The sequence below is a fragment of the Metabacillus arenae genome, assembly GCF_014773385.1.
GTDB lineage: Bacteria > Bacillota > Bacilli > Bacillales > Bacillaceae > Metabacillus_D > Metabacillus_D arenae.
Genome location: NZ_JACXAI010000008.1, coordinates 36,510 through 59,444 on the forward strand (window position 1 = coordinate 36,510; position 22,935 = coordinate 59,444).

Annotated in this window: 15 protein-coding genes; 12 read left to right on the forward strand and 3 right to left on the reverse strand. The window is 38.3% G+C overall.

The features are described from left to right. Window positions 1–72: 72 nt before the first annotated feature. Together IC621_RS08700 and IC621_RS08705 are read left to right on the forward strand one after the other, a co-directional pair. On the forward strand, window positions 73–1,509 hold the full coding sequence (locus tag IC621_RS08700; protein WP_191157808.1) for a phospholipase D family protein: 1,437 nt from the start codon (window positions 73–75) through the stop codon (window positions 1,507–1,509). Between the two features lie 65 nt (window positions 1,510–1,574). Beyond that, complete coding sequence (locus IC621_RS08705; protein WP_191157811.1) at window positions 1,575–1,979, forward strand: hypothetical protein; 405 nt, start codon at window positions 1,575–1,577, stop codon at window positions 1,977–1,979. A gap of 239 nt (window positions 1,980–2,218) precedes the next feature. Here IC621_RS08705 and IC621_RS08710 read toward each other — a convergent pair whose 3' ends face one another. Beyond that, entirely contained in the window at window positions 2,219–2,659 is a 441-nt protein-coding gene (locus tag IC621_RS08710) for a GNAT family N-acetyltransferase (protein ID WP_191157813.1), read from the reverse strand. A 183-nt stretch (window positions 2,660–2,842) separates the two neighbouring features. On the opposite strand from IC621_RS08710, the gene IC621_RS08715 reads away from it, so the two are divergent. The 9 genes from IC621_RS08715 to IC621_RS08755 all read left to right on the forward strand — a co-directional run bounded on the left by IC621_RS08715 (window position 2,843) and on the right by IC621_RS08755 (window position 18,364). Further along, a complete protein-coding gene (locus IC621_RS08715) occupies window positions 2,843–3,499 on the forward strand; it encodes a lysozyme family protein (RefSeq protein WP_191157815.1) in 657 nt (218 codons plus the stop codon). 571 nt (window positions 3,500–4,070) lie between these two features. After that, window positions 4,071–4,157, forward strand: coding sequence for a putative holin-like toxin (locus tag IC621_RS27175; RefSeq protein WP_396652995.1), 87 nt, complete (start codon window positions 4,071–4,073; stop codon window positions 4,155–4,157). A 485-nt stretch (window positions 4,158–4,642) separates the two neighbouring features. Continuing rightward, window positions 4,643–9,238 carry a glutamate synthase large subunit gene (gene gltB, locus IC621_RS08720; protein ID WP_191157816.1) on the forward strand — a complete coding sequence of 1,532 codons (4,596 nt, stop codon included), beginning with the start codon at window positions 4,643–4,645 and terminating at the stop codon, window positions 9,236–9,238. 3 nt (window positions 9,239–9,241) lie between these two features. Beyond that, window positions 9,242–10,726: a glutamate synthase subunit beta gene (locus tag IC621_RS08725; RefSeq protein WP_191157818.1), complete on the forward strand. Its 1,485-nt coding sequence runs from the start codon at window positions 9,242–9,244 to the stop codon at window positions 10,724–10,726. Window positions 10,727–11,738: 1,012 nt separating this feature from the next. Next, window positions 11,739–12,782, forward strand: a complete 1,044-nt coding sequence (locus tag IC621_RS08735) for a LacI family DNA-binding transcriptional regulator (RefSeq protein WP_191157820.1) — start codon at window positions 11,739–11,741, stop codon at window positions 12,780–12,782. 96 nt (window positions 12,783–12,878) lie between these two features. Further along, entirely contained in the window at window positions 12,879–14,111 is a 1,233-nt protein-coding gene (locus IC621_RS08740; protein WP_191157822.1) for an ABC transporter substrate-binding protein, read from the forward strand. A gap of 311 nt (window positions 14,112–14,422) precedes the next feature. Beyond that, a complete protein-coding gene (locus IC621_RS08745) occupies window positions 14,423–15,289 on the forward strand; it encodes a carbohydrate ABC transporter permease (RefSeq protein ID WP_191157824.1) in 867 nt (288 codons plus the stop codon). Beyond that, entirely contained in the window at window positions 15,289–16,110 is an 822-nt protein-coding gene (locus IC621_RS08750) for a carbohydrate ABC transporter permease (RefSeq protein WP_191157826.1), read from the forward strand. Before IC621_RS08745 ends, IC621_RS08750 begins: the two co-directional genes overlap by 1 nt. A gap of 58 nt (window positions 16,111–16,168) precedes the next feature. Further along, window positions 16,169–18,364 (forward strand): alpha-galactosidase, encoded by a 2,196-nt coding sequence (locus IC621_RS08755; protein ID WP_191157828.1) that lies wholly within the window; start codon window positions 16,169–16,171, stop codon window positions 18,362–18,364. Window positions 18,365–18,450: 86 nt separating this feature from the next. On the opposite strand, the gene aldA is transcribed toward IC621_RS08755, so the two are convergent. Beyond that, window positions 18,451–19,896 (reverse strand): aldehyde dehydrogenase, encoded by a 1,446-nt coding sequence (gene aldA / locus IC621_RS08760; protein ID WP_191157829.1) that lies wholly within the window; start codon window positions 19,894–19,896, stop codon window positions 18,451–18,453. A gap of 139 nt (window positions 19,897–20,035) precedes the next feature. On the opposite strand from aldA, the gene IC621_RS08765 reads away from it, so the two are divergent. Beyond that, window positions 20,036–21,628 carry an amidohydrolase gene (locus IC621_RS08765; RefSeq protein WP_191157830.1) on the forward strand — a complete coding sequence of 531 codons (1,593 nt, stop codon included), beginning with the start codon at window positions 20,036–20,038 and terminating at the stop codon, window positions 21,626–21,628. A 201-nt stretch (window positions 21,629–21,829) separates the two neighbouring features. Here IC621_RS08765 and IC621_RS08770 read toward each other — a convergent pair whose 3' ends face one another. Continuing rightward, complete coding sequence (locus IC621_RS08770; protein WP_191157831.1) at window positions 21,830–22,807, reverse strand: S8 family peptidase; 978 nt, start codon at window positions 22,805–22,807, stop codon at window positions 21,830–21,832. Window positions 22,808–22,935: the final 128 nt, after the last annotated feature.

Sequence of the window (22,935 nt, forward strand, 5' to 3'; positions counted from 1 at the left end):
GCTTTGCCTTTAAGTCATTTTTTATCCATTAAAAATTCAGACAAAAATAAGAAACGGCAGAGGCTAACAAAGATGAAAATAAAAAAGCTTTTTAAAAAGAAATCAGTCCTTCTCTTATTATCTCTCAGTTTATTTCTAGCTATCGTCATGATTTATCAAACGTATAAACCCCTTCCGCAAGGTGTTTCCTACGGCGGAAAAGTATATCAAGTAGAAGATGTGGATTTTTTAACAGATTTAACATATAAAGATAAGTATGGTGCCCAAGTTTATGAGCAATCCATTTTTAAAGAGATCAACCAAACAATCAAAAAAGCGGAGCAATTTATCGTTGTGGATATGTTTCTTTACAATTCCTATGTGGATGAAAACATTGATTATCCAAACATTAGTCAAAGTTTAACAAACACACTTATCAATCAAAAAGAAAAAAAGCCAAAGCTAAAAATTATTGTAGTGAGTGATTCTGTCAATACGACGTATGGATCACATGAGGCAAAACAGCTTGAGCAGTTGAAAAAGCATGGAATAGATGTTGTCATCACAAAATTAAATCCCTTACGTGATCCTAACCCAATTTATTCAAGTGTTTGGAGAACCTTTATTCAATGGTTTGGACAAGAAGGAACTGGGTGGGTGCCCAATCCTATGGCAGAAACAGCACCAAAGGTGACGATGAGGTCGTATTTAAAGCTAATGAATATAAAGGCGAACCATAGAAAACTGATAGCAACTGAAAATGCGGCGATTGTTTCCTCCGCTAATCCCCATGACGCAAGTGGATTTCACTCTAACATAGCTTTTAAGGTCAAAGGCGGTATTATTGCCGACATTATTGAGGCAGAACAGGCTGTCTCAGATTTTTCAGAGGGCCCTAAAATGCCAAAGTATGACCAAAAAACAAAAGGCTCAGGACCCATTCAGATTCAGTATCTTACCGAAGGGAAAATTTATCGACATATAATAAAAGCATTAGATGATGCAGCTGACGGTGACCGGGTATGGATTGGAATGTTTTACTTGGCAGATAGAGAGGTCATTGATGCCATTGTAGATGCAGCAGAACGTAATGTGAAAGTGAACCTTGTTTTGGATCCGAATCAGAATGCTTTTGGAGCAGAGAAAATAGGCTTGCCAAATCTTCCAGTTGCATCAGAGCTCCGTAATATGGAGAAGAAAAATATTAAGATTCGTTGGTATAATACAGACAAGGAACAATATCATTCTAAAATTCTCTATGTAGATCACGGAGACCATGCGGTTATCTTAGGAGGATCAGCAAACTTTACGAAGAGAAATTTAGCAAATTATAATCTGGAAAATAATTTGAAGATTGTCGCTCCTTCAGATGAGGAAATAACGAGAGAAGTTGATGACTATTTCAACCGGATTTGGAACAATGAAAAGGGTACATATACAGTAGAATACGAGAAGTATCAAGATAAATTGCCCGTATTTAAATATATTATGTATGTCTTACAGAAAATCTTTCAATTTACGACATATTAATAATTGAACAATTGTGTGTATGTTTGGTACGATAGATGGGAAAAGTTTCTAGGGGGATCAAGCGTGTGAAAATTAAATCGATATGTAATATTTTTGGTGTGATCCTTATAGGGATTGCCATTGCAGGAGCTGCTTTACAATTGAATGCCTTGTTTGATATTTATCAGGAACAAATTTCTTCAGGGCAAATGATGATGGATATGGGCTATTTTTGGATGCAAGTCCCTGTTAATTTTGGTACATATATCAATGCTGTCATTTGGGGAGGAGTATTTCTTATTATCCCTTATTTTTATGAGGTGCTCAAAGAAAAAAATATCATATTAAGAGAAAAAGAGAATATTCCTGATAACCAGCCTTTTTATGAAGAAAATTTTGGTGCAGTTGATCGAAATAAAGAAGAACCATTAAAAGAAGAAATACCGGAAGAAGCAAAAGACAAGGATGAACGAATCTTTTGGAATGGGTAAGAACGAAATGCTGAGGCCGGCCTGGTCAGCAGGTATTGCTAAGCAGATCCGTTTTTCTTCTAAGATCAGAATGTTGAGTTCATTAAAGCGCAACTTATCGGAAAAATTGCTTCGTTATCGGGAAATATGCACCGTTACCGAAATAATTACACGTTAAAGGGTATAGGGTGGTTTATACAAAAAGAAATCAGCTCATTCGCTGATTGCATCCAGTTCCACCTCTGACCTCTCACTTCTAATCATAGATGTTTATACATTAATACATATAACCCTTTATCCCCGTTGTTGTATATATGTTCACTTTCTTTAAAGCCAAGGTGCTGGTAATACTCGATATTGTTAATACCAGTTGTACACCAAACTAATTCGGTGTCAGCTTGTCTCAGTAAATTTTCGCCAAATAAGACTAGTGTCTGTCCGCGCAGTTGATTTCGGTGCTCTGGATCAATGGCTATCCCTCTTAGCCGGTACATATTTTTCCCGTGTACTTTTTCGTGTGCTTGCTTAAAAAAAGAAGCCACTCCAATGACACGATCTTCTGCGAAAGCTCCAACATGCAGGGAAGATTCCTCCAGATCACCTTTATACTGACAATCCTCTAAAGTGCTGTTAGATGATAATACTTTCATTCGTAACGGATATGTATCTTTTGCTTTAATTTTTTTAATTTCAAACATCATGAAATCCCTCACTTATGAGATAGATAGACAACTAAATTATACTCAAACAAATAGACGAAATGAAAGCCTAAAAGTTTCAAGTAAGGCTCAAGGCTTAGTGCAGCTACAACTCTAGTACTTTTATTACAGCAGTCAATTTTTATATAATATTAGTAGATAAGAATATAGGGAGTAAGATGTCAGATGAAAAAAGCTAAAAGAACACTGAACAATTTTCTAGGCTTATTGTTTATCCTTTTTGTAGCCATTCTTTTCATTGCAATTTTTGAAGTAAATTCAAACCTTAGTCAGCCTGTAAACAATAGAGACGAATTTGAAAATGTGACTAGATATGAGGATGTCTTGCGAGAAGAATTAAGAAAATATGAGCTAGAATCCTATACTCCTATTTTGCTAGCCTTGATGCAGCAGGAAAGTAAGGGGCGTGGGGGAGATCCGATGCAATCGTCCGAATCGGCAGGGCTCCCTAGAAATACAATCGAAGACCCTGTCAAAAGTATCCAGCAGGGAGTAAAACATTTCCACGCCAGCCTAACGTATGGAAAGGAAAAAAATGTAGATGATGCAACGATTATTCAATCCTACAATATGGGACTTGGCTATATTGATTTTATAGAGAAAAACGGGAAAAAGCATACAGAAGAATTAGCTAAAGAGTTTTCAAGTATTCAGGTAGACAAGCAGCCCGATATTTATAATTGCGGCGGGGACAAAAGCAATTTCAGGTATCCCTATTGCTACGGGGATTTTACTTATTATACAAAGGTGACGAAAAATATTGAACAGTTAACAGAGCAGCCAGCAACTGCGAAAGAAGACACAAATGACTCTTCTTCATAAAGCTGGTGGAGAAAAAGTACTCGTTAGCCCATGAGCAGGATTAGCTTAAATACAAATTTTGCTTAGGGACACTGTCTTGGTGTCCCATATTTATTACATCTATATGCGGGTGGACGGGGGAGTATGTATAGTTTCTTTCATAATTGGACAGACTCGTAGAAAAAGAGAATGTGAGAGGCGATCTGTTACAATGAGTCTAACAAAAAAAGAAGCCTAATCACTTGCGAAGAAGATGATGGATCATTCTAAAGATTTCGGGAGTCTTTTAAAGATTTTATATGTGAAAAATTAACGGGAGGGATAGCTGTGCTTCTCTCCTTTTTCTGTCCTAGAGGTGTCAAAAGGAAAAAGCAGAGAACTCCCATAATGTTTTAACTGATGAAAGCGATGATACATTCTTTTGAATACCAAACGGTACATTGAACAGAAGAGGGGTGTTGACCAAACATACATCCTATAATGATACACAGTTGAGCCTCTATATTAGGGGCTTTTTTGTTGTGTGATTAACTTTTGTTTGAAAGGACAAACATAGAGTTGGGCAAGATGAACTCAAGGTGGCGATTAATTAATGATTACTTTTGAAATGATGTCGTTAATGCTTAGCTTTGGCATGTTTGTGATCGCAGTTTTTCAGTTTCATGACCACGATAAATAGGTGAAATCGAATTTGTTAATAGGGTATGAAGACATTGAGGCTTTCTAGGATGGATAACATATTAAGTTTGGTTACTATGAACTTGTATTAAATGGAGGAAAAAATCAAACACTATATATGTGTTAGGTATGTACTTTAACAACTAAATTCATTATCGCTGGGAATTATAAATGGCTGTTTTCTCGATATTGGAGCAGATGTACATAAATAAGCCAGTTTTATCCCACATTAATGGGCAGTAATACACCACTTCAAGACTTAGTGAAATCGAAGAAGGGTAGGCGGGGGATAACTTGCCCGTTAAAGCCCAAACAAAGGAGCACAGACTAAGAGCGCCACGTCAATCGCCAACGTCTGTGTGACCCACATCCTGTGGGCCCCAGGCTAAACATCAGTGGGGATGAAAAAACACCATTGATGGAAGGTTCATTTTATCCTCTTATCCTCTGTAGTTAAAAGCTTCATTTTTAAAAAGGGGTGTCGTTATGAAAAAGCAAGGATATCCGGTTGCGCAAGGTTTATATCATCCTGAACATGAACATGAAGCCTGCGGGATCGGGATGGTCGCAAATATTAATGGAAAAAAAACACATGAAATTGTTGAAAATGCTATAACAATTTTATGTAATTTAGAGCATCGGGGAGGACAATCAGCAGACACTAGTACCGGAGATGGTGCAGGTATTCTGACACAAATCCCACACTCTTTTTTTGAGAAACAATGCGAAAAAGAAAACATTATACTTCCGGAAGAAGGCAGATACGGGATTGGCATGGTCTTTCTCCCCCAGGACCCGGAAATAAGAAAACAGACTCAAAAACTGGTCAAAAACGTAATTGAAGAGGAAGGACAAATCTTTCTTGGTTGGCGGACTGTTCCGGTCAATGATTCGTATGTCGGTGACATGGCTAAGAAATCAAAACCGTTTATTCGCCAAATGTTTATTGCTCCTTCCAGTGATATCAATGATCAGAGTGTTTTTGAAAGAAAATTATATGTGATTCGAAAGAGACTTGAAAAAGAAGTACCTTCCTCTGATATTGAACATCAAGAAGGCGTTTACATTTGCAGCTTATCGACAAGTACAATTGTGTATAAAGGTATGTTAATTCCAGAACAACTTGATTCCTTTTATATTGACTTGAATCATCGGGATTTCAAATCGGCATTAGCCCTCGTTCATTCACGCTTTAGTACGAATACATTTCCAAGCTGGGAGCGATCACACCCGAATCGATTTACGATACATAATGGCGAATTTAATACAATTAAGGGAAATGTTAATTGGATGCAGGCCAGGGAGTCGCAATGTGAATCGGAATTATTTAAAGGCGAGGATTATCAAAAGCTATTCCCGGTGATTGATACAGATGGTAGTGACTCTTCAATGTTTGATAATTGTTTTGAATTTCTTCACCTTTCAGGACGATCTCTAGCTCATACAGCAATGATGATGATCCCTGAGCCATGGGCTAATGATGAAACAATGGATAATGAAAAGAAATCTTTTTATGAATATCACAGCTGTCTAATGGAACCATGGGACGGGCCGGCAGCTGTTGTATTTACAGATGGAAGACAAATAGGGGCGTGTCTAGACCGAAATGGATTACGGCCAGCAAGATATTATGTAACAAAAGACGGAATGATCGTATTAGGATCTGAAGTTGGTGCTTTAGATATTTTTGTTGAAGATATTGAATATAAAGACAGGCTTCATCCAGGGAAAATGCTCCTGGTCGATTTAGAAAAAGGCATGATTATTCCAGATGAAGAAATTAAGAAGCAAATTGCGTCAGAACAGCCGTATCAAGCTTGGCTGTCTGAACATTTAGTCAGTTTAAATGGCATACCAGACACGAGTGATGACAAACCAGTATTTAATGTGGATGAACGTACGAAACAACAACTCGCATTTGGGTATACCTATGAAGAGTTAAATAAAATGATGAAGCCTATGGTTACGGACGGGAAAGACCCCGTTGGCTCTATGGGTTATGACTCCCCACTTGCCGTTTTATCAAAAAAACCCCAGCTTCTCTATAACTATTTTAAGCAGTTGTTTGCACAAGTAACTAATCCTCCGATTGATGCGATAAGAGAGGAAATCATCACCTCTGTTGTAACAACAATTGGACCGGAAAGAAATCTTATCAAACCTGAGCCAGAAAGCTGCAGACAAATTCAAATTGATTCGCCGATATTGAATAATGGTCAACTAAAAAAACTTTATCAATCAGACTTTAAGTGTGAAACGTTATCAATACTATTTCCAATCGAAGCTGAGCCTCCTGATTTTGCAATGCTATTAGATGAGCTATTTGCTAAAGCTGACAATGGAATTGAAAAGGGAGCGGCATTGCTCATTTTATCTGATCGAGGAGTAAATGAGGAATATTCAGCATTGCCGGCTCTGCTTGCTGTCTCAGGATTGCACCATCACTTGATCCGAAGCGGGACACGTTCTAAGGTAAGTATTCTAATTGAATCTGCAGAACCAAGAGAAGTCCATCATTTTGCAACCTTACTTGGATACGGGGCAGAAGCAATCAATCCGTATTTAGCATTTGAGTCAATCGGAGGTCTAATTGAAACAGGAGCCTTACTTGATTACCAATTTGAGAAAGCTGTTGAAGTATATAGGAAGGCTGTTACGGATGGAATCGTTAAAGTGATATCGAAAATGGGAATTTCAACGATTCAAAGTTATCGGGGTGCACAAATATTTGAAGCCGTTGGCATTCATCAGGACGTTATCGATAAGTATTTCACACAAACCGCATCACGTATAGGTGGAATCGGATTAGATATTATTGCAAAAGAAGTCTTGTTGAGACATAACAGAGCATTTGATGATTCAAAAGGGTTAGAGAAGACATTAGAATCAGGCGATGATTTTCAGTGGCGTCAAAATGGAGAAGATCATCAATACAATCCAAAGACGATTCATTTGCTTCAACATGCCTGTCGTACAAATAATTATAAACTCTTTAAAAACTACTCATCATTACTAACAGATACGGAACACAATTTACAATCGATTCGAGGAATGCTTTCTTTTAAGAAAAGAGATGCTATACCGATTGACGAAGTGGAATCAATAGAACAGATTTGTAAAAGGTTTAAAACAGGCGCAATGTCTTACGGTTCAATCAGTAGTGAAGCTCATGAGGCACTTGCGATTGCCATGAACCGGATCGGAGGTAAAAGTAACTCGGGAGAAGGGGGAGAGAACCCTGATCGATTTACAGCTGATCCAAATGGTGATTTAAGGCGAAGTGCCATTAAACAAATCGCTTCGGGTCGATTTGGCGTTAATAGTCATTATCTAGTCAACGCCGATGAGATTCAAATAAAAGTTGCTCAAGGTGCAAAGCCAGGAGAAGGAGGTCATCTTCCTGGAAAGAAAGTGTATCCATGGATTGCGGAAGTGAGGGGCTCAACTCCAGGTGTAGGACTGATTTCACCACCACCGCATCATGATATCTATTCAATTGAGGATTTAGCTGAATTAATTCATAACTTGAAAAATGCAAACCCAACGGCCCGGATTAGTGTCAAGCTTGTTTCAGAAGTAGGTGTTGGGACTATTGCAGCAGGTGTCGCGAAAGGGAGAGCAGATCTTGTCCTCATCAGTGGTTATGACGGGGGAACTGGGGCAGCTCCGCGGACAAGTTTAAAACATGCAGGAATGCCATGGGAAATTGGGCTGGCAGAAACACATCAAACCTTACTGTTGAATCGTTTGCGTGATCGGATCGTTGTTGAAACAGACGGAAAAATGATGACAGGTAGAGATGTTGTAATTGCTGCGCTCCTTGGAGCAGAGGAATATGGGTTTTCAACGGCCCCTTTAGTTGTCTTAGGTTGTATTTTAATGCGTGTTTGTCACCTTGACACGTGTCCAGTAGGGATTGCGACACAAAACCCAGAGCTTAGGAAGAAGTTTAATGGTGAAGCCGTGCATGTTACAAATTTTATGAGATTCATTGCAACTGAAGTAAGAGAGCTAATGGCAGAACTCGGGTTTCGAACAATGAATGAAATGATTGGCAGGACGAATGTCCTAGAAGTCAATCAAGCCATTACCCATTGGAAAACTAAAGGGATTGATCTAAGCTCTCTTCTCTATCAACCAGAAGTACCTGAAAATGTTAGTCGATATGCGACAGTTGAACAGGTTCATGGACTTGATAAAACATTAGACAAACAAGAATTAATCCCATTATGTAAAGAAGCGATTGAAAACCAAGAACCGGTAGAAGCGACTTTCTCAATTCGGAACATTAACCGAGTTGCAGGGACGATGCTAGGAAGTGAAATAACAAAACGTTATGGTGCAAAGGGGCTGCCTGAGGACACTATTCGTCTTACCTGTAAAGGTTCTGCTGGACAGAGTTTTGGTGCATTTATTCCACCTGGATTAACAATGAAACTTGTTGGAGATGCAAATGATTTTATAGGGAAGGGTTTATCGGGTGGTAAAATTATTGTCCGCCCTTCTAGGAAGAGCACATTTATCCCAGAAGAAAACATTATTATCGGAAACGTTTCTTTTTACGGGGCAACTGCAGGAGAAGCCTATATAAATGGAATTGCTGGTGAACGGTTTTGTGTAAGAAATAGTGGTGCCAATGTTGTTGTAGAGGGCGTTGGAGACCATGGTTGTGAATACATGACAGGTGGAAAGGTCATTGTGTTAGGTGCAACAGGGAAAAACTTCGCAGCTGGAATGTCAGGTGGGGTTGCGTATGTATTGGATGAATCAAATGGTTTCCGAGTAAAGTGTAATCAAGAACTAGTTTATCTTGATTCTATTGTTGATGAAATTGAACTTCAAACTGTCTATGAAATGATTGAAAAACATGTTCAATATACAAACAGTGCATTTGGAAAGAGAGTGTTGGATAATTGGGCAGAAATGAAAGAAAAATTTGTTCGTGTTATTCCAAAAGATTATCTAGAGATGCAAGAGAGAATTAAACACTTGCAAGCAAGCGGGTTAAGTAATCATAATGCCGCGCTCATTGCATTTGAAGAAGGCAAAAAAGTAGTCAATTCAATAAAGGATGGGGGGTAAACGATGGGAAAGCCAACGGGTTTTATAGACTATCAACGTCAAACACGACCCGAACGTGACCCTGTAACACGAACGAATGATTGGGACGTTTATACGTTGCCGCTTGATGAAAAAGTGCTAAAACAACAGGGTGCTCGTTGTATGGATTGCGGGATTCCAACCTGTCATACAGGTACGATATTAAACGAGATGACTTCTGGTTGTCCCGTCAATCACTTAATACCAGAGTGGAACGATTTAGTTTTTCAAGGGCAATGGCAAGAGGCCTTAAAACGAGAGCATAGAATGAATAACTTTCCTGAATTTACAGGGATGGCTTGCCCGGCACCCTGTGAAGGTGCATGTGTTCTCGGTATAAATGAGCCACCGGTTGCAATACGTTCAATTGAATTAGAAATTATTGAAAAAGGATTTAAGGAAGGATGGGTGAAGCCAGAGCCTCCAGAAATCAGAACTGATAAAAAGGTGGCAATCGTTGGCTCTGGACCAGCAGGTTTGGCGTGCGGCGCTCAACTTAACAAAGCAGGACATAAGGTAACTGTATTTGAACGTCATGACCGCGTTGGGGGTCTTTTAACATATGGAATACCTGAAATGAAGCTTCCTTATGCTGTTGTCGAGCGACGTGTAAATCTTCTGAAAGCAGAAGGAATTACGTTTGTGACAAATACAGTAGTAGGAAATGATTACCCAATTTCTACTCTTCAAACAGAATTTGATGCTGTGGTTCTTTGCGGTGGGGCTACAAAGCATCGCGATTTACAGGTGGACGGGAGAGAGTTAAAAGGGATTCATTATGCAATGGACTTTCTCCATGCTAATACGAAAAGTTTATTAGACTCAAATCTTGAAAATGGCGACTATATATCAGCAAAAGATAAAGATGTCATTGTCATTGGTGGAGGGGATACAGGGACTGATTGTTTAGCTACTTCAATTAGACATAAATGCAAAAGTTTAACACAGTTTGATATTTATGAGAAAAAAGGTGACACTCGAGCTGATGATAATCCTTGGCCGCAGTGGCCAGTGATTCATCGAGTTGAATATGGTCAAAAAGAAGCAGCGGCTGTCTTTGGAGAAGATCCACGTGCCTATGCCGTGATGACGAAAAAGTTTGTTGGGGATGAAAACGGGCAAGTCAAAGAAGTCCATACTATTAATGTAGAAACAACAATGGATGAAAATGGGCGACGAGTTCGAAAAGAGATTCCTGGTACAGAAAAAGTATGGCCTGCTCAGTTAGTGTTACTTGCGATAGGATTTACTGGACCTGAGCAAAGTTTCCTGCAAAAACTTGATGTTGAAACAGATGAACGTTCAAATGTAAAAGCTGAATATGGAAAATATAAGACCAACATCAAAGGCGTTTTTGCTGCCGGTGATATGCGCCGCGGACAAAGTCTTATAGTTTGGGCGATCAATGAAGGTCGAGAGGCTGCCAGGGAATGTGACAAATATTTAATGGGTGAAACGAAGTTACCTTAGAACGACTTATTTTAACTTATGTGTAAAAATTTATTTTCTGTTATCTTTAGTAGGGCAGTTATGCTAGAGTCGACACATGTGGAAAGCGGTGACGGTGCAAATATTCGGATAATGATGTAAATATCCAGGTGATGGTGCAAATATCGGGATAAATAGGTATTATGGTGGGAAATGGGGGCATGTTAGTGGCGAAATTCACCATACTCCCACCAATTCCATCTGTTAAAATCGTTATTGAGTAAAATTAAAGCTTGAAGGAAGGTTATTTGAAATCAATTCTATTAATTATTCTATCATTACTTTTGATTCTGCCTTCGTTACTATTTTTTGATCTGTGGAAAAACTGTCCACACCTACTTTCATTCCATTTTATACCTGCATGTTCTGATACATAAGTCTTAACACCAAATTTCAAAGCAATTTTAAGATTGTTTTCTTTTTTTAGTTCTTATATTGCGGAAAACTTGGAAACAAGAGCAAAGTTCTATCTTCCTAGTTCTTACTCAATAAAGGCGAATTTCAGATCCTCTCATAAATTCAGATCAGCTGCCAGCCCTTCATACTTTTTTGAATAAGGAAGCGGCATGACTCCTGTTATCTGATTTGCTCCTGAAACCTTTACTAAATTGGATAAATTCAGATCTTAGAAATGTACCAAGATGACCTCCCAGGCTCAAGTTTTATACACTTATCTTCTTCTAATTTTTTTTAAAGCAGTCTGTATTGTACCTCAGCCAACCTGATATTTTTCAAAAAAATCATAACTTAAGAGGATTTAACCTTCCAGTTAAAACATAAGTGTGAATAGTTTTACGAAAAAACAAAATAATAAAAAAAGCAATTATAAAAATTTAGTAAAATAAATGGTAAATTAAATAAAATAAATAGTAAATTATAAGTAAAATATTATAATTTTGTTGTATAATGACAAAAATCCTGTTAAAATCAAAAATGAAAACGCATTACTGTAAGAATACAGAAAGTAAAATTTACTAAATTGTATGGTGATAATATGACAACGATAAGAGATATTGCGAATGAAGCAAATGTATCAAGTGCCACAGTTTCCAGAATTTTAAATAATGATCCATCTTTATCGGTAGCTGAGGATACAAGGAACAGAGTATTAGATGCAGCAGATTTGTTAAACTATAAGCCTTCAAGAAAAAGAAAAACTTCCAAAAAGATTTCCGATGAGCCTTCTGAGTTATACAATATTGGGATTATTTCAGTCATTACTCAGGAAGAAGAGGTGAATGATCCATATTTTATGTCTATTCGTCTTGGGGTGGAGATTGCTTGCGAAACACTTCCGTTCACTATTAAAAAGATTATCAGAGCAGGTAATGATGCATCCTTAAAAGATATAGAAAATTTAGATGGCTTGATTGTGATTGGAGGAATCGATCCCAATTGCTTGAAAGAATTTTTGGAGAGTAATAAGCATGTTGTCTTTGTAAACCATTTCCCGTATTTAAAGAATTATGATGTTGTTGCGTCAGGATTTGATACAGCAACAGAAGATGTATTAGAGTATCTGTTTCAACTAAATCATACTAATATTGGATTTCTTGGAGGGAAAGATACACTTATAAAACTTGATGAAAAACAACCTTCAGAAGAAGTTGAAGATATTAGAAGAATCGCTTTCGAAAATGTCATGAGAAGAAAAGAGCTGTATGATCAAGAGCATGTTTATATTGGTGAATGGGGAGCAAGCGGTGGATATCAACTAATGAAAGAGGTTATCAACAAAGGCAATTTACCAAGTGCAATGGTGATTGCAAGTGATCCGATGGCAATTGGGGCAATGCGTGCTCTTCATGAATCAGGGATTATAGTGCCTCAAGATATTTCGATTATTAGTTTTGATGATATTGAGGCAGCAGAATTTTTAAATCCGCCGCTTTCAACTGTAAAGGTTCATACAGGCGAGATGGGAAAGGTAGCAGCCAGGCTTTTATATGATCGATTTAATGGCAGAAACATTCCTATAAGGTCTATTCTTGGGACAGAGCTGGTTATTAGAGATAGTTGTCAGGCAAATAAGGTTTGAAAGGATAAGAGGTTGAATGGGTTCACTTTGATAAAGTTTTCACCTCGTTTTTATAGGATTAAGAAAACGGTTACTTAATGTAGGGGGGAAATTAAAATGAGGAAAACAGTGACTTTACTATTGACTAGCTTTTTAACTCTCGCAAGCCTATCAGGCTGTGGAAATAATGCAGCTAATGAATCTAGTGATAAAATTAAAATTGAATTTTTCCATTATAAAACCGAAGCAAAAGGAACATTCGATCAATTAATTGAAAAATTTGAAGAAGAGAACCCTGGAATTGATGTTGTTCAATCAAATCCACCTGATTCCGAAACAGTCTTGAAAATGCGCGTTGTGAAGCGTGAAATTCCTGATGTTATCGGAATTGGAGCAAACTTTACTTTTGCCGATTTGGCTAACGCAAAAATATTTAAAGATCTTACTGGTAATGAATTGTTAAAGGATATCCAACCTGATTATGTTCAAATGATGAAAGAAGTTCCGGCTGTAGAGGAAGTGTATGCGGTTCCATACGCAGCTAACGCGAGTGCGGTTATTTATAATAAAGATATTTTCAAAGAATTGGGACTTGAAGTACCAACTACATGGGATGAATTTATTAAAACAGCCGAAACGATAAAGGCAGCAGGAAAAATTCCATTTTACTTTACCTTTAAAGATGCATGGACAACCCTTCCATCCTATAATGCCCTTGCAGCCAACACACAAGGAGAAACGTTTTATCAGGATTTGAGAAAAGGGGAAACAACATTTGCAAAAGGTCATAAGGAGGCAGCGGAGAAGCTGTTAAAACTAGTTGAATATGGTCATAAAGCCCAGTATGGAAGAGCATATTCTGATGGAAACATTGCTTTTGCTAAAGGTGAATCAGCCATGTATCTCCAAGGGATTTGGGCAATTCCTGAAATAAAAAAAGCAAATCCTGACATTAATCTTGGAGTTTTCCCCTACCCTGTAACAAATAAACCTGGTGGATCCAAATTAGTTTCAGGAGTGGACTTATTACTTGCGTTTCCGACGACATCAGAACATCCTGAAGAAGCTAAAAAATTCGTTGAGTTTCTATTAGACGATGAAAATATAAAAACATATATTAATCAGCAGAACGCATTTTCAGCGAAAAAAAGCGTTGTCCAGGAAGACCCTGTTTTAGAGGGCTTAAAAGCTAGTATTGAAAAAGGCGAACTTCTTGACTTTCCTGATCACTATGTACCAATTGCAGTAGGACTCGAAAAACAGCTGCAAGTGTTAACACAGAAAAAAGATGTTGATCAATTTTTAAAGACTCTTGATAAAGAATGGTCAAAAGTACAGGACCGTCAATAAAAAGGGAACAGAACGAAAAGCTCAGGGGCGCTAGTCCTTCAGCGACAAGCATTCGGGCGAGCTGGCAGAAAGTTGTTCTTAACCCTTTTCGGGCGGATTGGCTTATGAACTAAGGGCCGCTGGCGCCTGGCCGGCAAAGACGTCACTTCCTTATGCCTGCCGGTACCAGGACGTGTCCACCTGCGCTGGACAATGATAACTAACTTTAATGCACTAATACTTTAATCTACTTAAACTTTTTGAAACCATAAAAAAGTTAATGGTTATCTAATGAACATTCCTCTAATCAACTAAAAGGGAAGGAAAAAACTATGAAAATGAAAAATATCACAATCTATTTAATGGCGTTGCCTGGCGTTTTACTCTTTGCCGTCTTTCACACACTTCCCGCCTTACAAGGTGTATATTATTCATTTACGAACTGGGACGGCTTAAGTTTTGAATATGACTTTATAGGATTTAAAAACTATTTAAATTTATTTAAAGACGAAAATATATTTAATTCCTATGCTTTTACATTTAAATTTGCGATTTTATCGACAATACTAGTGAATATCTTAAGTCTTTTAATTGCCATTGGCTTAAATGCAAAGATAAAATTTAAAAATTTTTTCAGAGCTGTTTACTTTTTACCAAACGTTCTTGGTGTGTTAATTGTCGGCTACATCTTTAACTATATTTTTTCAAACATTGTTCCGAAATTTGGTGAACAGCTAAATATTGGTTTTCTTTCGACAAATATATTGGGTAATGGAAATTTAGCTTGGATCGGAATCGTTCTTGTGGCGGTTTGGCAAGCATGTGCGTTAAATGTCATTTTATATTTAGCAGGGCTTCAAACGGTGCCAAATGAATTATATGAAGCATCAAGTCTTGATGGCGCCAACAAATTGCAGGAATTTTGGAAAATAACATTCCCAATGATTGCACCTTTCTTTACGATTAATATGGTTCTTGCCATGAAAAATTTCTTAATGGTATTCGACCAGGTAATAGCGTTGACCAATGGCGGACCGGGCCGGGCAACGGAAGCGATTTCGGTTCTCATTTATAAGGGAGGCTTCCAAGGTGGAGAGTTTGCCTATCAATCTGCCAACTCAGTCATTTACTTTATTGTCATCATGTTGATATCTATTTTTCAAATTAAAGTGCTTCAAAGAAGGGAGATTGACATGTAATGAAACAGAAAAAAACGAATTGGACTGTGACCATATTAATAGCTTTAGGTTCGTTGTTTATCATTTTTCCTTTGTATATTGCGATTTCGATTGCATTAAAAACACCAGAAGAGCTGGCAAATTCAGTGCTGTCACTACCGCTCGGGTTCCATTTTGAAAACTTTGCAAATGCGATTGAAGCAACAAACTTCTTTCATGCATTTAAGAATAGTGCCTATATTACGGTTCTTACACTTGTTTTTACAATTCTGACTAACTCAATGGTTGCTTATGTCATTGCCAGAAATCTGCACCGGAAATTTTTTAAAGGTTTGTATTACTATTTTGTTGGTGCTTTATTTATTCCATTTCCTATAATTATGTTACCAGTTATAAAGCTTACTTCCAGTCTTGGGATGACAGATCCAAATGGATTAATCTTTTTATATATTGTTTACGGTATGGCCTTTAATACATTTATTTATGTAGGGTATATACGGTCGATCCCGATAGAGCTTGAGGAGGCAGCAATTGTTGATGGATGCAGCACATGGGGTGTGTTTTGGAAGGTGATATTTCCGTTATTAACTCCTATAAATGCTACAGTTGGAATTTTAACTTGTTTATGGGCATGGAATGACTTTTTGCTGCCATTAATTATCTTAAGTGACCAGGAACATTCTACTCTTCCATTGGTTCAATACATTTTCCAGTCGCAATTTGCGACAGATGTTAATTTAGCATTTGCTTCCTATCTATTAGCATTATCACCAATGGTTATTGTCTATGTCATCGCACAAAAATGGATTATCGGTGGTGTGACAAGGGGAGCAATAAAATAATAATTCGTATAATGAAATGCCTTTATAAGCAGAAAATTGAAACGGAGTGAAAAAGCAAATGGCAATTATTTTTGAGGAAAAACAAAACATCTTTCATTTACAAGCAAACGATACAAGCTATGTGATGCAAATTATTCGCGATGGATATTTATCGCATTTATATTGGGGACGAAAAATAAATCAATACAATCATTCCAATAAGCTGCAGTTTGTCGATCGTGCCTTTTCAGGAAATCCCTATCCGTCAATAGATCGTACATTTTCTCTTGACACATTGCCACAGGAGTATCCTGGATATGGGAATACAGATTATAGAAATCCTGCCTATCAACTGCAGCTTGATAATGGTACGACTGTTACAGACTTACGCTACAAATCACATGTCATCTATAAAGGAAAGCCGGCGCTTGAAGGCCTGCCGGCAGTATACGCAGAGGATAAAAACGAAGCAGAAACTCTTGAAATCACCCTCGAGGATCAGATAGCAGACATAAGCGTACTATTGACTTATACAGTTTATGAACAGCGAAATGTTATCACCAGAACGGCAAAAATAATAAATACCGGATCCGCGTCAGTTGATCTAAAAAGAGCATTAAGTGTAAATATTGATTTCCGTGATGCTGATTTTGATTTTCTCCATCTCCCTGGTGCATGGGGGAGAGAGCGTCACATAGAGAGACAACCGCTCAGGTCAGGTATTCAATCTGTTGAAAGCCGGAGAGGGGCAAGCAGTCATCAACACAATCCATTCGTTGCATTATTACGAAAAGGTACGAATGAAGACAATGGAGAAGTCTTTGGTTTGAATCTTGTATACAGTGGTAATTTCTTAGCACAGGCTGAGGTTGACCAGTTTAATAACACGAGAGTTTCTTTAGGCATTAACCCGTTTGATTTTAACTGGAAGCTAAACCCTGGTGAAAGCTTTCAATGTCCAGAGGCGGTAATGGTCTATTCGCATGAAGGTCTGGGCGGTATGTCAAGAACGTTCCATGATCTCTATCGTACACGTCTATGCAGAGGGACATTCAGGGATAAAGAGCGTCCGATTTTAATTAATAACTGGGAAGCCACCTATTTTGATTTCAATGCCGATAAGATCGAACAAATTGCTAAAGCTGGTAAAGAATTAGGGATCGAACTATTTGTCTTAGATGATGGTTGGTTTGGTAAACGTGATGATGATACATCATCACTTGGAGATTGGTTTGTCGATAAAGGTAAATTACCAAGCGGTCTTGAGGATTTGGTAAACCGCGTCCGGAACATGGACATGGAATTTGGATTATGGTTTGAGCCGGAGATGATTTCTGTCAATAGTGATCTATACAGAAAACATCCGGATTGGTGTCTGCATGTACCGAATCGCACGCGCTCTGAAAGCAGAAATCAGCTGGTTCTTGATTTTTCAAGAAAAGATGTTTGTGATGAAATGATAAAAATGGTATCTGACATTTTGGCTAGTTGTCCAATAACCTATGTGAAATGGGATATGAACCGACATATGACAGAAATTGGTTCAGCTATTCTTCCCCCTGATCAACAGAGAGAAACAGCTCATCGATATATGCTTGGCTTATATAGAGTGATGGATGAAATCACTGCAGCGTTTCCGCATGTCTTGTTTGAAAGCTGCTCTGGAGGCGGCGGACGCTTTGATCCGGGAATTCTTTATTACATGCCGCAAACATGGACAAGTGATAACACAGATGCGATTTCACGCTTGAAGATTCAATACGGAACAAGTCTCGTTTATCCAATTAGTTCAATGGGATCGCACGTTTCAGATATTCCGAATCATCAAGTTCATCGCTATACTTCTTTAGATATTCGCGGAGACGCGGCAATGTCAGGAAATTTAGGGTACGAGCTCGATTTATCAAAGTTAACTGAAAAAGAAAAAGAAGTAGTTAAGAAGCAGGTTTCAACCTATAAAGAAATAAGAAAGCTTATTCAATTTGGCGATTTCTACAGGCTGATAAGTCCATTCGAAAACAATGAGGCAGCATGGGCATTTATAAATAAAGATAAAGATGAAGCAATTGTCTTTTATTTTCGACTATTATCTGAAGCGAACAGTCCGTTTGAGAGCTTCAAAGTAAAAGGACTTGATCCATTAAAGTCCTATAAGGTGGAAAACACAAATGACATTTATGGAGGAGATGAGCTTGAGTTTGTTGGTTTAAGCGTACCAACAGAACTGAATGGTGATTTTCAAAGCCATGTCTGGCGATTAAAGGCTTTAAAGTAATCTTCAATAAAAGCTTGTTACCTTAAATTAAAAAGAAGCAATCGGTGATTTTACCGATTGCTTTTTAAACTTCTCTTTTAACCTTTTTATAATTCATTCTTATATTGAAAGTACGCTACATGTGTGTGGAGGTAGTCCTCCATTCCGTGTTTTCCGTCTGCGCCTCCAAGGCCCGATTGTCTCATTCCGGCGTGGTATCCTTGGATGGCTTCGAAGTTTTCTCTGTTGATAAAGGTTTCGCCGAATTTAAGAGAATTCACAACGTGCATGGCTTCATGAAGGTTTTCCGTGTAAACAGAGGAGGAGAGTCCATATTTTGTATCATTTGCCATGGTGATGGCCTCTTCGAGATTGTCATAAATGATAACAGGTAAGACGGGCCCGAAAATCTCCTCCTGAATAATTTCCATGTCTTGCGTTACGTTTGTGAGAATTGTTGGCTCATAATAATAACCGTTTTTACGATCTACTTGACTGCCTCCTGTTAAAACTTCTGCTCCATCCTTGCGAGCATTTTGGACCATTTCATCGACGGTTTTTAAACGATCTTCGCTTATGAGCGGTCCCATATCAATATCTCTCGAATCAAGCGGATTACCTATTGTTACTTCTTTCATCGCGTCTGTTAATTTCTTAATAAAAGAATCTGCTATCATACGGTGAACATAGACTCTTTCCGCATTTGTACATGCCTGACCGGCATTTGTTAATCGTGATTGTTTAATGTTCTCTATCGCTAAATCCAGATCTGCATTCTCTGTCACAATTGCAGGTGCTTTTCCGCCCAACTCAAGGTTTACTTTTGTAATGTTTTTGGCAGCGGCTTCCATCACTTTTTGGCCTGCTTTAATACTCCCGGTCATCGTCACCATGCCGACCTTAGGATGAGACGCCATCGCATTTCCGATCGTCGAGCCTTTTCCTGTAATAAAGTTGTATACTCCTTTAGGCAGATTTAATTCATGAATAATCTTCGTAAACTCATTCGCTGTATTTGGAGTTTGCTGACTTGGTTTTAAAACGATAGTACAGCCTGTGACAAGAGCGGTTGCGACCTTGCGCGCTAAAATAAACACAGGAAAATTCCAAGGAACTATTCCGGCTACAACACCAATAGGGCGGCGATAAATAAAAATATTTTCGTTCGGTCGATCGCTTTGGACAATTTCGCCATCCATCCGCCTTGCCCAGTCTGCCATATATCTAAAATAATCAATTGCAGTATCTACTTCAGCTTCCGCCTGGTCGTACGGTTTTCCTTGTTCCTCCTGCAAAAGCTTAATAAATGTGTCTTTTTTCTGTTCAAGCCGATCTCCAATTTGGCGAACGATTTTTCCTCTTTCAACCGGCGATACTTTTTCCCACTCTTTTTGAGCGCGATCAGCCGCTTCGATTGCTTTATTCGCATCTTCTTCTGTACCATTAGCAATTTTTGAAATGACATCACCTGTAGAAGGATTCAAGACATCAATAGTTTCACTAGATTCAGATTCCGTATAATGGCCATTAATATATAGGTTGAATGGTTGCATAAAAAAATCCTCCTCATTATGTTGTTAATTGACTCCTTCCACGACTTCAAAAAGCTTAAACATTAAAGGGTGTTTAGAACAAGAATAGACGGGAAATTCAGATAAGGAGTAGTCCTTTTACATAGGGAGTGAAAAAGAAATGATTATTAATAATGTTAGAATCTATCAGCCTTATAGTCATTACCATTCAGATGACATTTATCATGTCCGCTTTGAAAAAGGAAAAATAGAAGAAATAAGAAAAGGGAAAACAGATGAGATTGGAGAGCATATTATAGAGGCAAACGAACGAACAATAGCTCCATCTTTTATTGATTCTCATATGCATTTGCTTCGCTATGGTCTTTTGAAAAAAGAACTTGATTTAAGGCATGTAGACAGCTGGGAAATGATGAAAGAAGAAGTCGCTGAATTTCATTCTGAAATGGAGGAGCATGATTGGATAAGCGGGAAAGGCTTTGATGATGCAAAATTTGATGACATTGCTTCGTATTTAACTGCGAAAGATCTTGATCAAATTCATCTCAATAAAAAGATATTTTTTCTTCATCAAGATGGCCATGAATGTGTCGTAAATGATAAAGTGCTAGATTTGCTAAAGGAAGAGGAAAATTTTAAATTAGAGCCAGACGATTTTAAGGAAACAGATGATCATGGAAACTGGAATGGACGATTTAAGGACACAGCTGTCCATTATATTAAACGCCATTTTTTAGATCGCACGGTTGAAGATGCAAAGCTTGCCATCGAAAAAGCCATCCCCCACCTGCTGCAATTCGGGATTACAACAGTCCATACAGATGACCTCAATTTCATAGGCAGCTATGACAGGTTATGGAGGGCTTATCGGGAGCTGGAGGAAGAAGGGAAGCTTCCAATCACTGTCTTTCTGCATCATTATATATTTAATGAAGAAGATTTGAAGAGGTTTATAAAGGAGGTGGATAAGCGCACTGGTCAAGGAAGCACAAAGGTAAAGGTAGGTGCCATAAAAATCTTTCTTGATGGGACGCAGCGTCTGCATACCGCTGCTATGAGATTTCCTTATCATGATAAACCTCAAACTTATGGGAATTGCATTTATACCCAACAACAATTAAATGAGATGCTGCAGATTGCGGGTAGTGAGAATATGCAGGTTGCGATGCATGCTATCGGAGATCGAGCAGTCGAACAAGCCCTTGAAGCTCTCGAGCAGAATGAGGCAAAAACAAATCAATTAAACCATCGAATCGTTCATGCTCAAACCCTGGGACCAGACCTTATTGAAAAACTGGAAAGAGTAAAGCCATATATTGAAACACAGCCGTCATTTTTGCTGAAAGAATGGAATAAGAAAGAGAAGTGGGCAGGAAAGGAACTGGCACCCTATTGTGATGCATTCGGGACTATGCAAAGACGGAATATTCCATTTACCTTAAGCTCTGATTGCCCGATTGGTGAACTAAACCCGTTTGAAACGATATTCGCGGCAGTAAATCGAACAGATAAACATCACCAGCCAGAAGGAGGCTGGATGCCGAAGGAAAAATTGTCACTTGATGAATCCTATTATGCCTTCACCACAACACCGGTTGAACTTGAACTTACAAATGATCGAAAAGGCAAAATCGAAAAAGGCTTTCCCGCCGATTTTGTTTTGTTGTCCCACCATCCTCATGAGGTTGATGCTAAAGAATTGCGTCACATTGAGGTAATAGAGACATGGATAGATGGAAAAAGAGTGTATTAAAGTCCTAATGATAAATACTAATTCGGCCGGCCAATTAGGGAATCCGACTAATGAATCGAAAATTCGTCCAATTCAAGTGACAATCCGGTAAATTAGGCAATTCGTCCATCCGGAATTGAATCGCGGTTGATTCAAATAATTAAATTAATGAAAAAAGCTGACTCATCAAAAGTCAGCCTGTTTTATTGGGAAAGCTAAATTCTAAAACCATCCCATTCTTCTATTTGTTCTAACTTGTAGCCGCCTTGCTTGTTCTTCAAGTAAATCAGGAGTTGTTAAATAAACTAATCCATTTCCTTCTAATGAATTTGGGTGTCCAAGCGGCAGCGTTCTTTTAATAAGCTGAGAATACAACTCAGGTTCGGAGAATTTCCGCTCGAATTGATCTTCTGTTTGATTTTTGATTAAAGCCAGTGAGCCGGCAACATGCGGGGCTGCCATTGATGTCCCGCTGTATGATGCATATTTGCCATCCGGAATAGATGAGAGAATATTTTCGCCAGGAGCAACTAAGTCGATTTCATTGTTGGAGTTTGTAAAGTAAGAAGATTTACGCTCGAAATTAATCGCACCGACAGATATGACTTCATTATAGCCGGCAGGATACGAGAACTCGGAGGTTTGATGGTTATTGTCTCCGTTATTCCCGGCAGCACAAACGACTAAAATGTTTTCTTTCACAGCACGCTTTATCGCTTGATGAAGAGAGGTGGCTTTATCAGGTCCTCCGAGTGACATTGTGATAATATCAACTTTTTGGTCGACAGCATAATTTATCGCATTCGTAATCCATTCATAAGCCCCTGAGCCTTCTTTGCCTGCTAGTACTTTCAATATTAGTAAGTTAACATCTGGTGCTACACCAACAACTCCAGATTCATTTTCTTTGGCAGCAATAGTGCCTGCAACATGAGTCCCATGTCCATTGTAATCTCGATAAATAGAAGGATTTCCGCCGTCATCATCTGTGAAATTTCTTCCGCCGGTAATGGCATGGCTGAGGTCTGGATGCTCAATGTCACAGCCTGTATCAAGAACGGCAATCGTCACACTTTTCCCAGTATACCCTTTTGACCACATTTTTGGGGCCTGGATTAAGTCCACCCCTTGAGGGATTTCATTTGCTTGCTGAACTACTTCCTCCACAAGGTAAGGAACTAAGTGCATTTTTTTCTCCATTATATTTCCTCCTTAAAAGTTGGAATAGAGAAACCCATCGAGTAAATTCTATGGAAGTTTCATAAAATTATATGTTAAAATTTAAATTTTCGAAAGAACCGTTTGTCCTAATTATTTGATTTTTTACA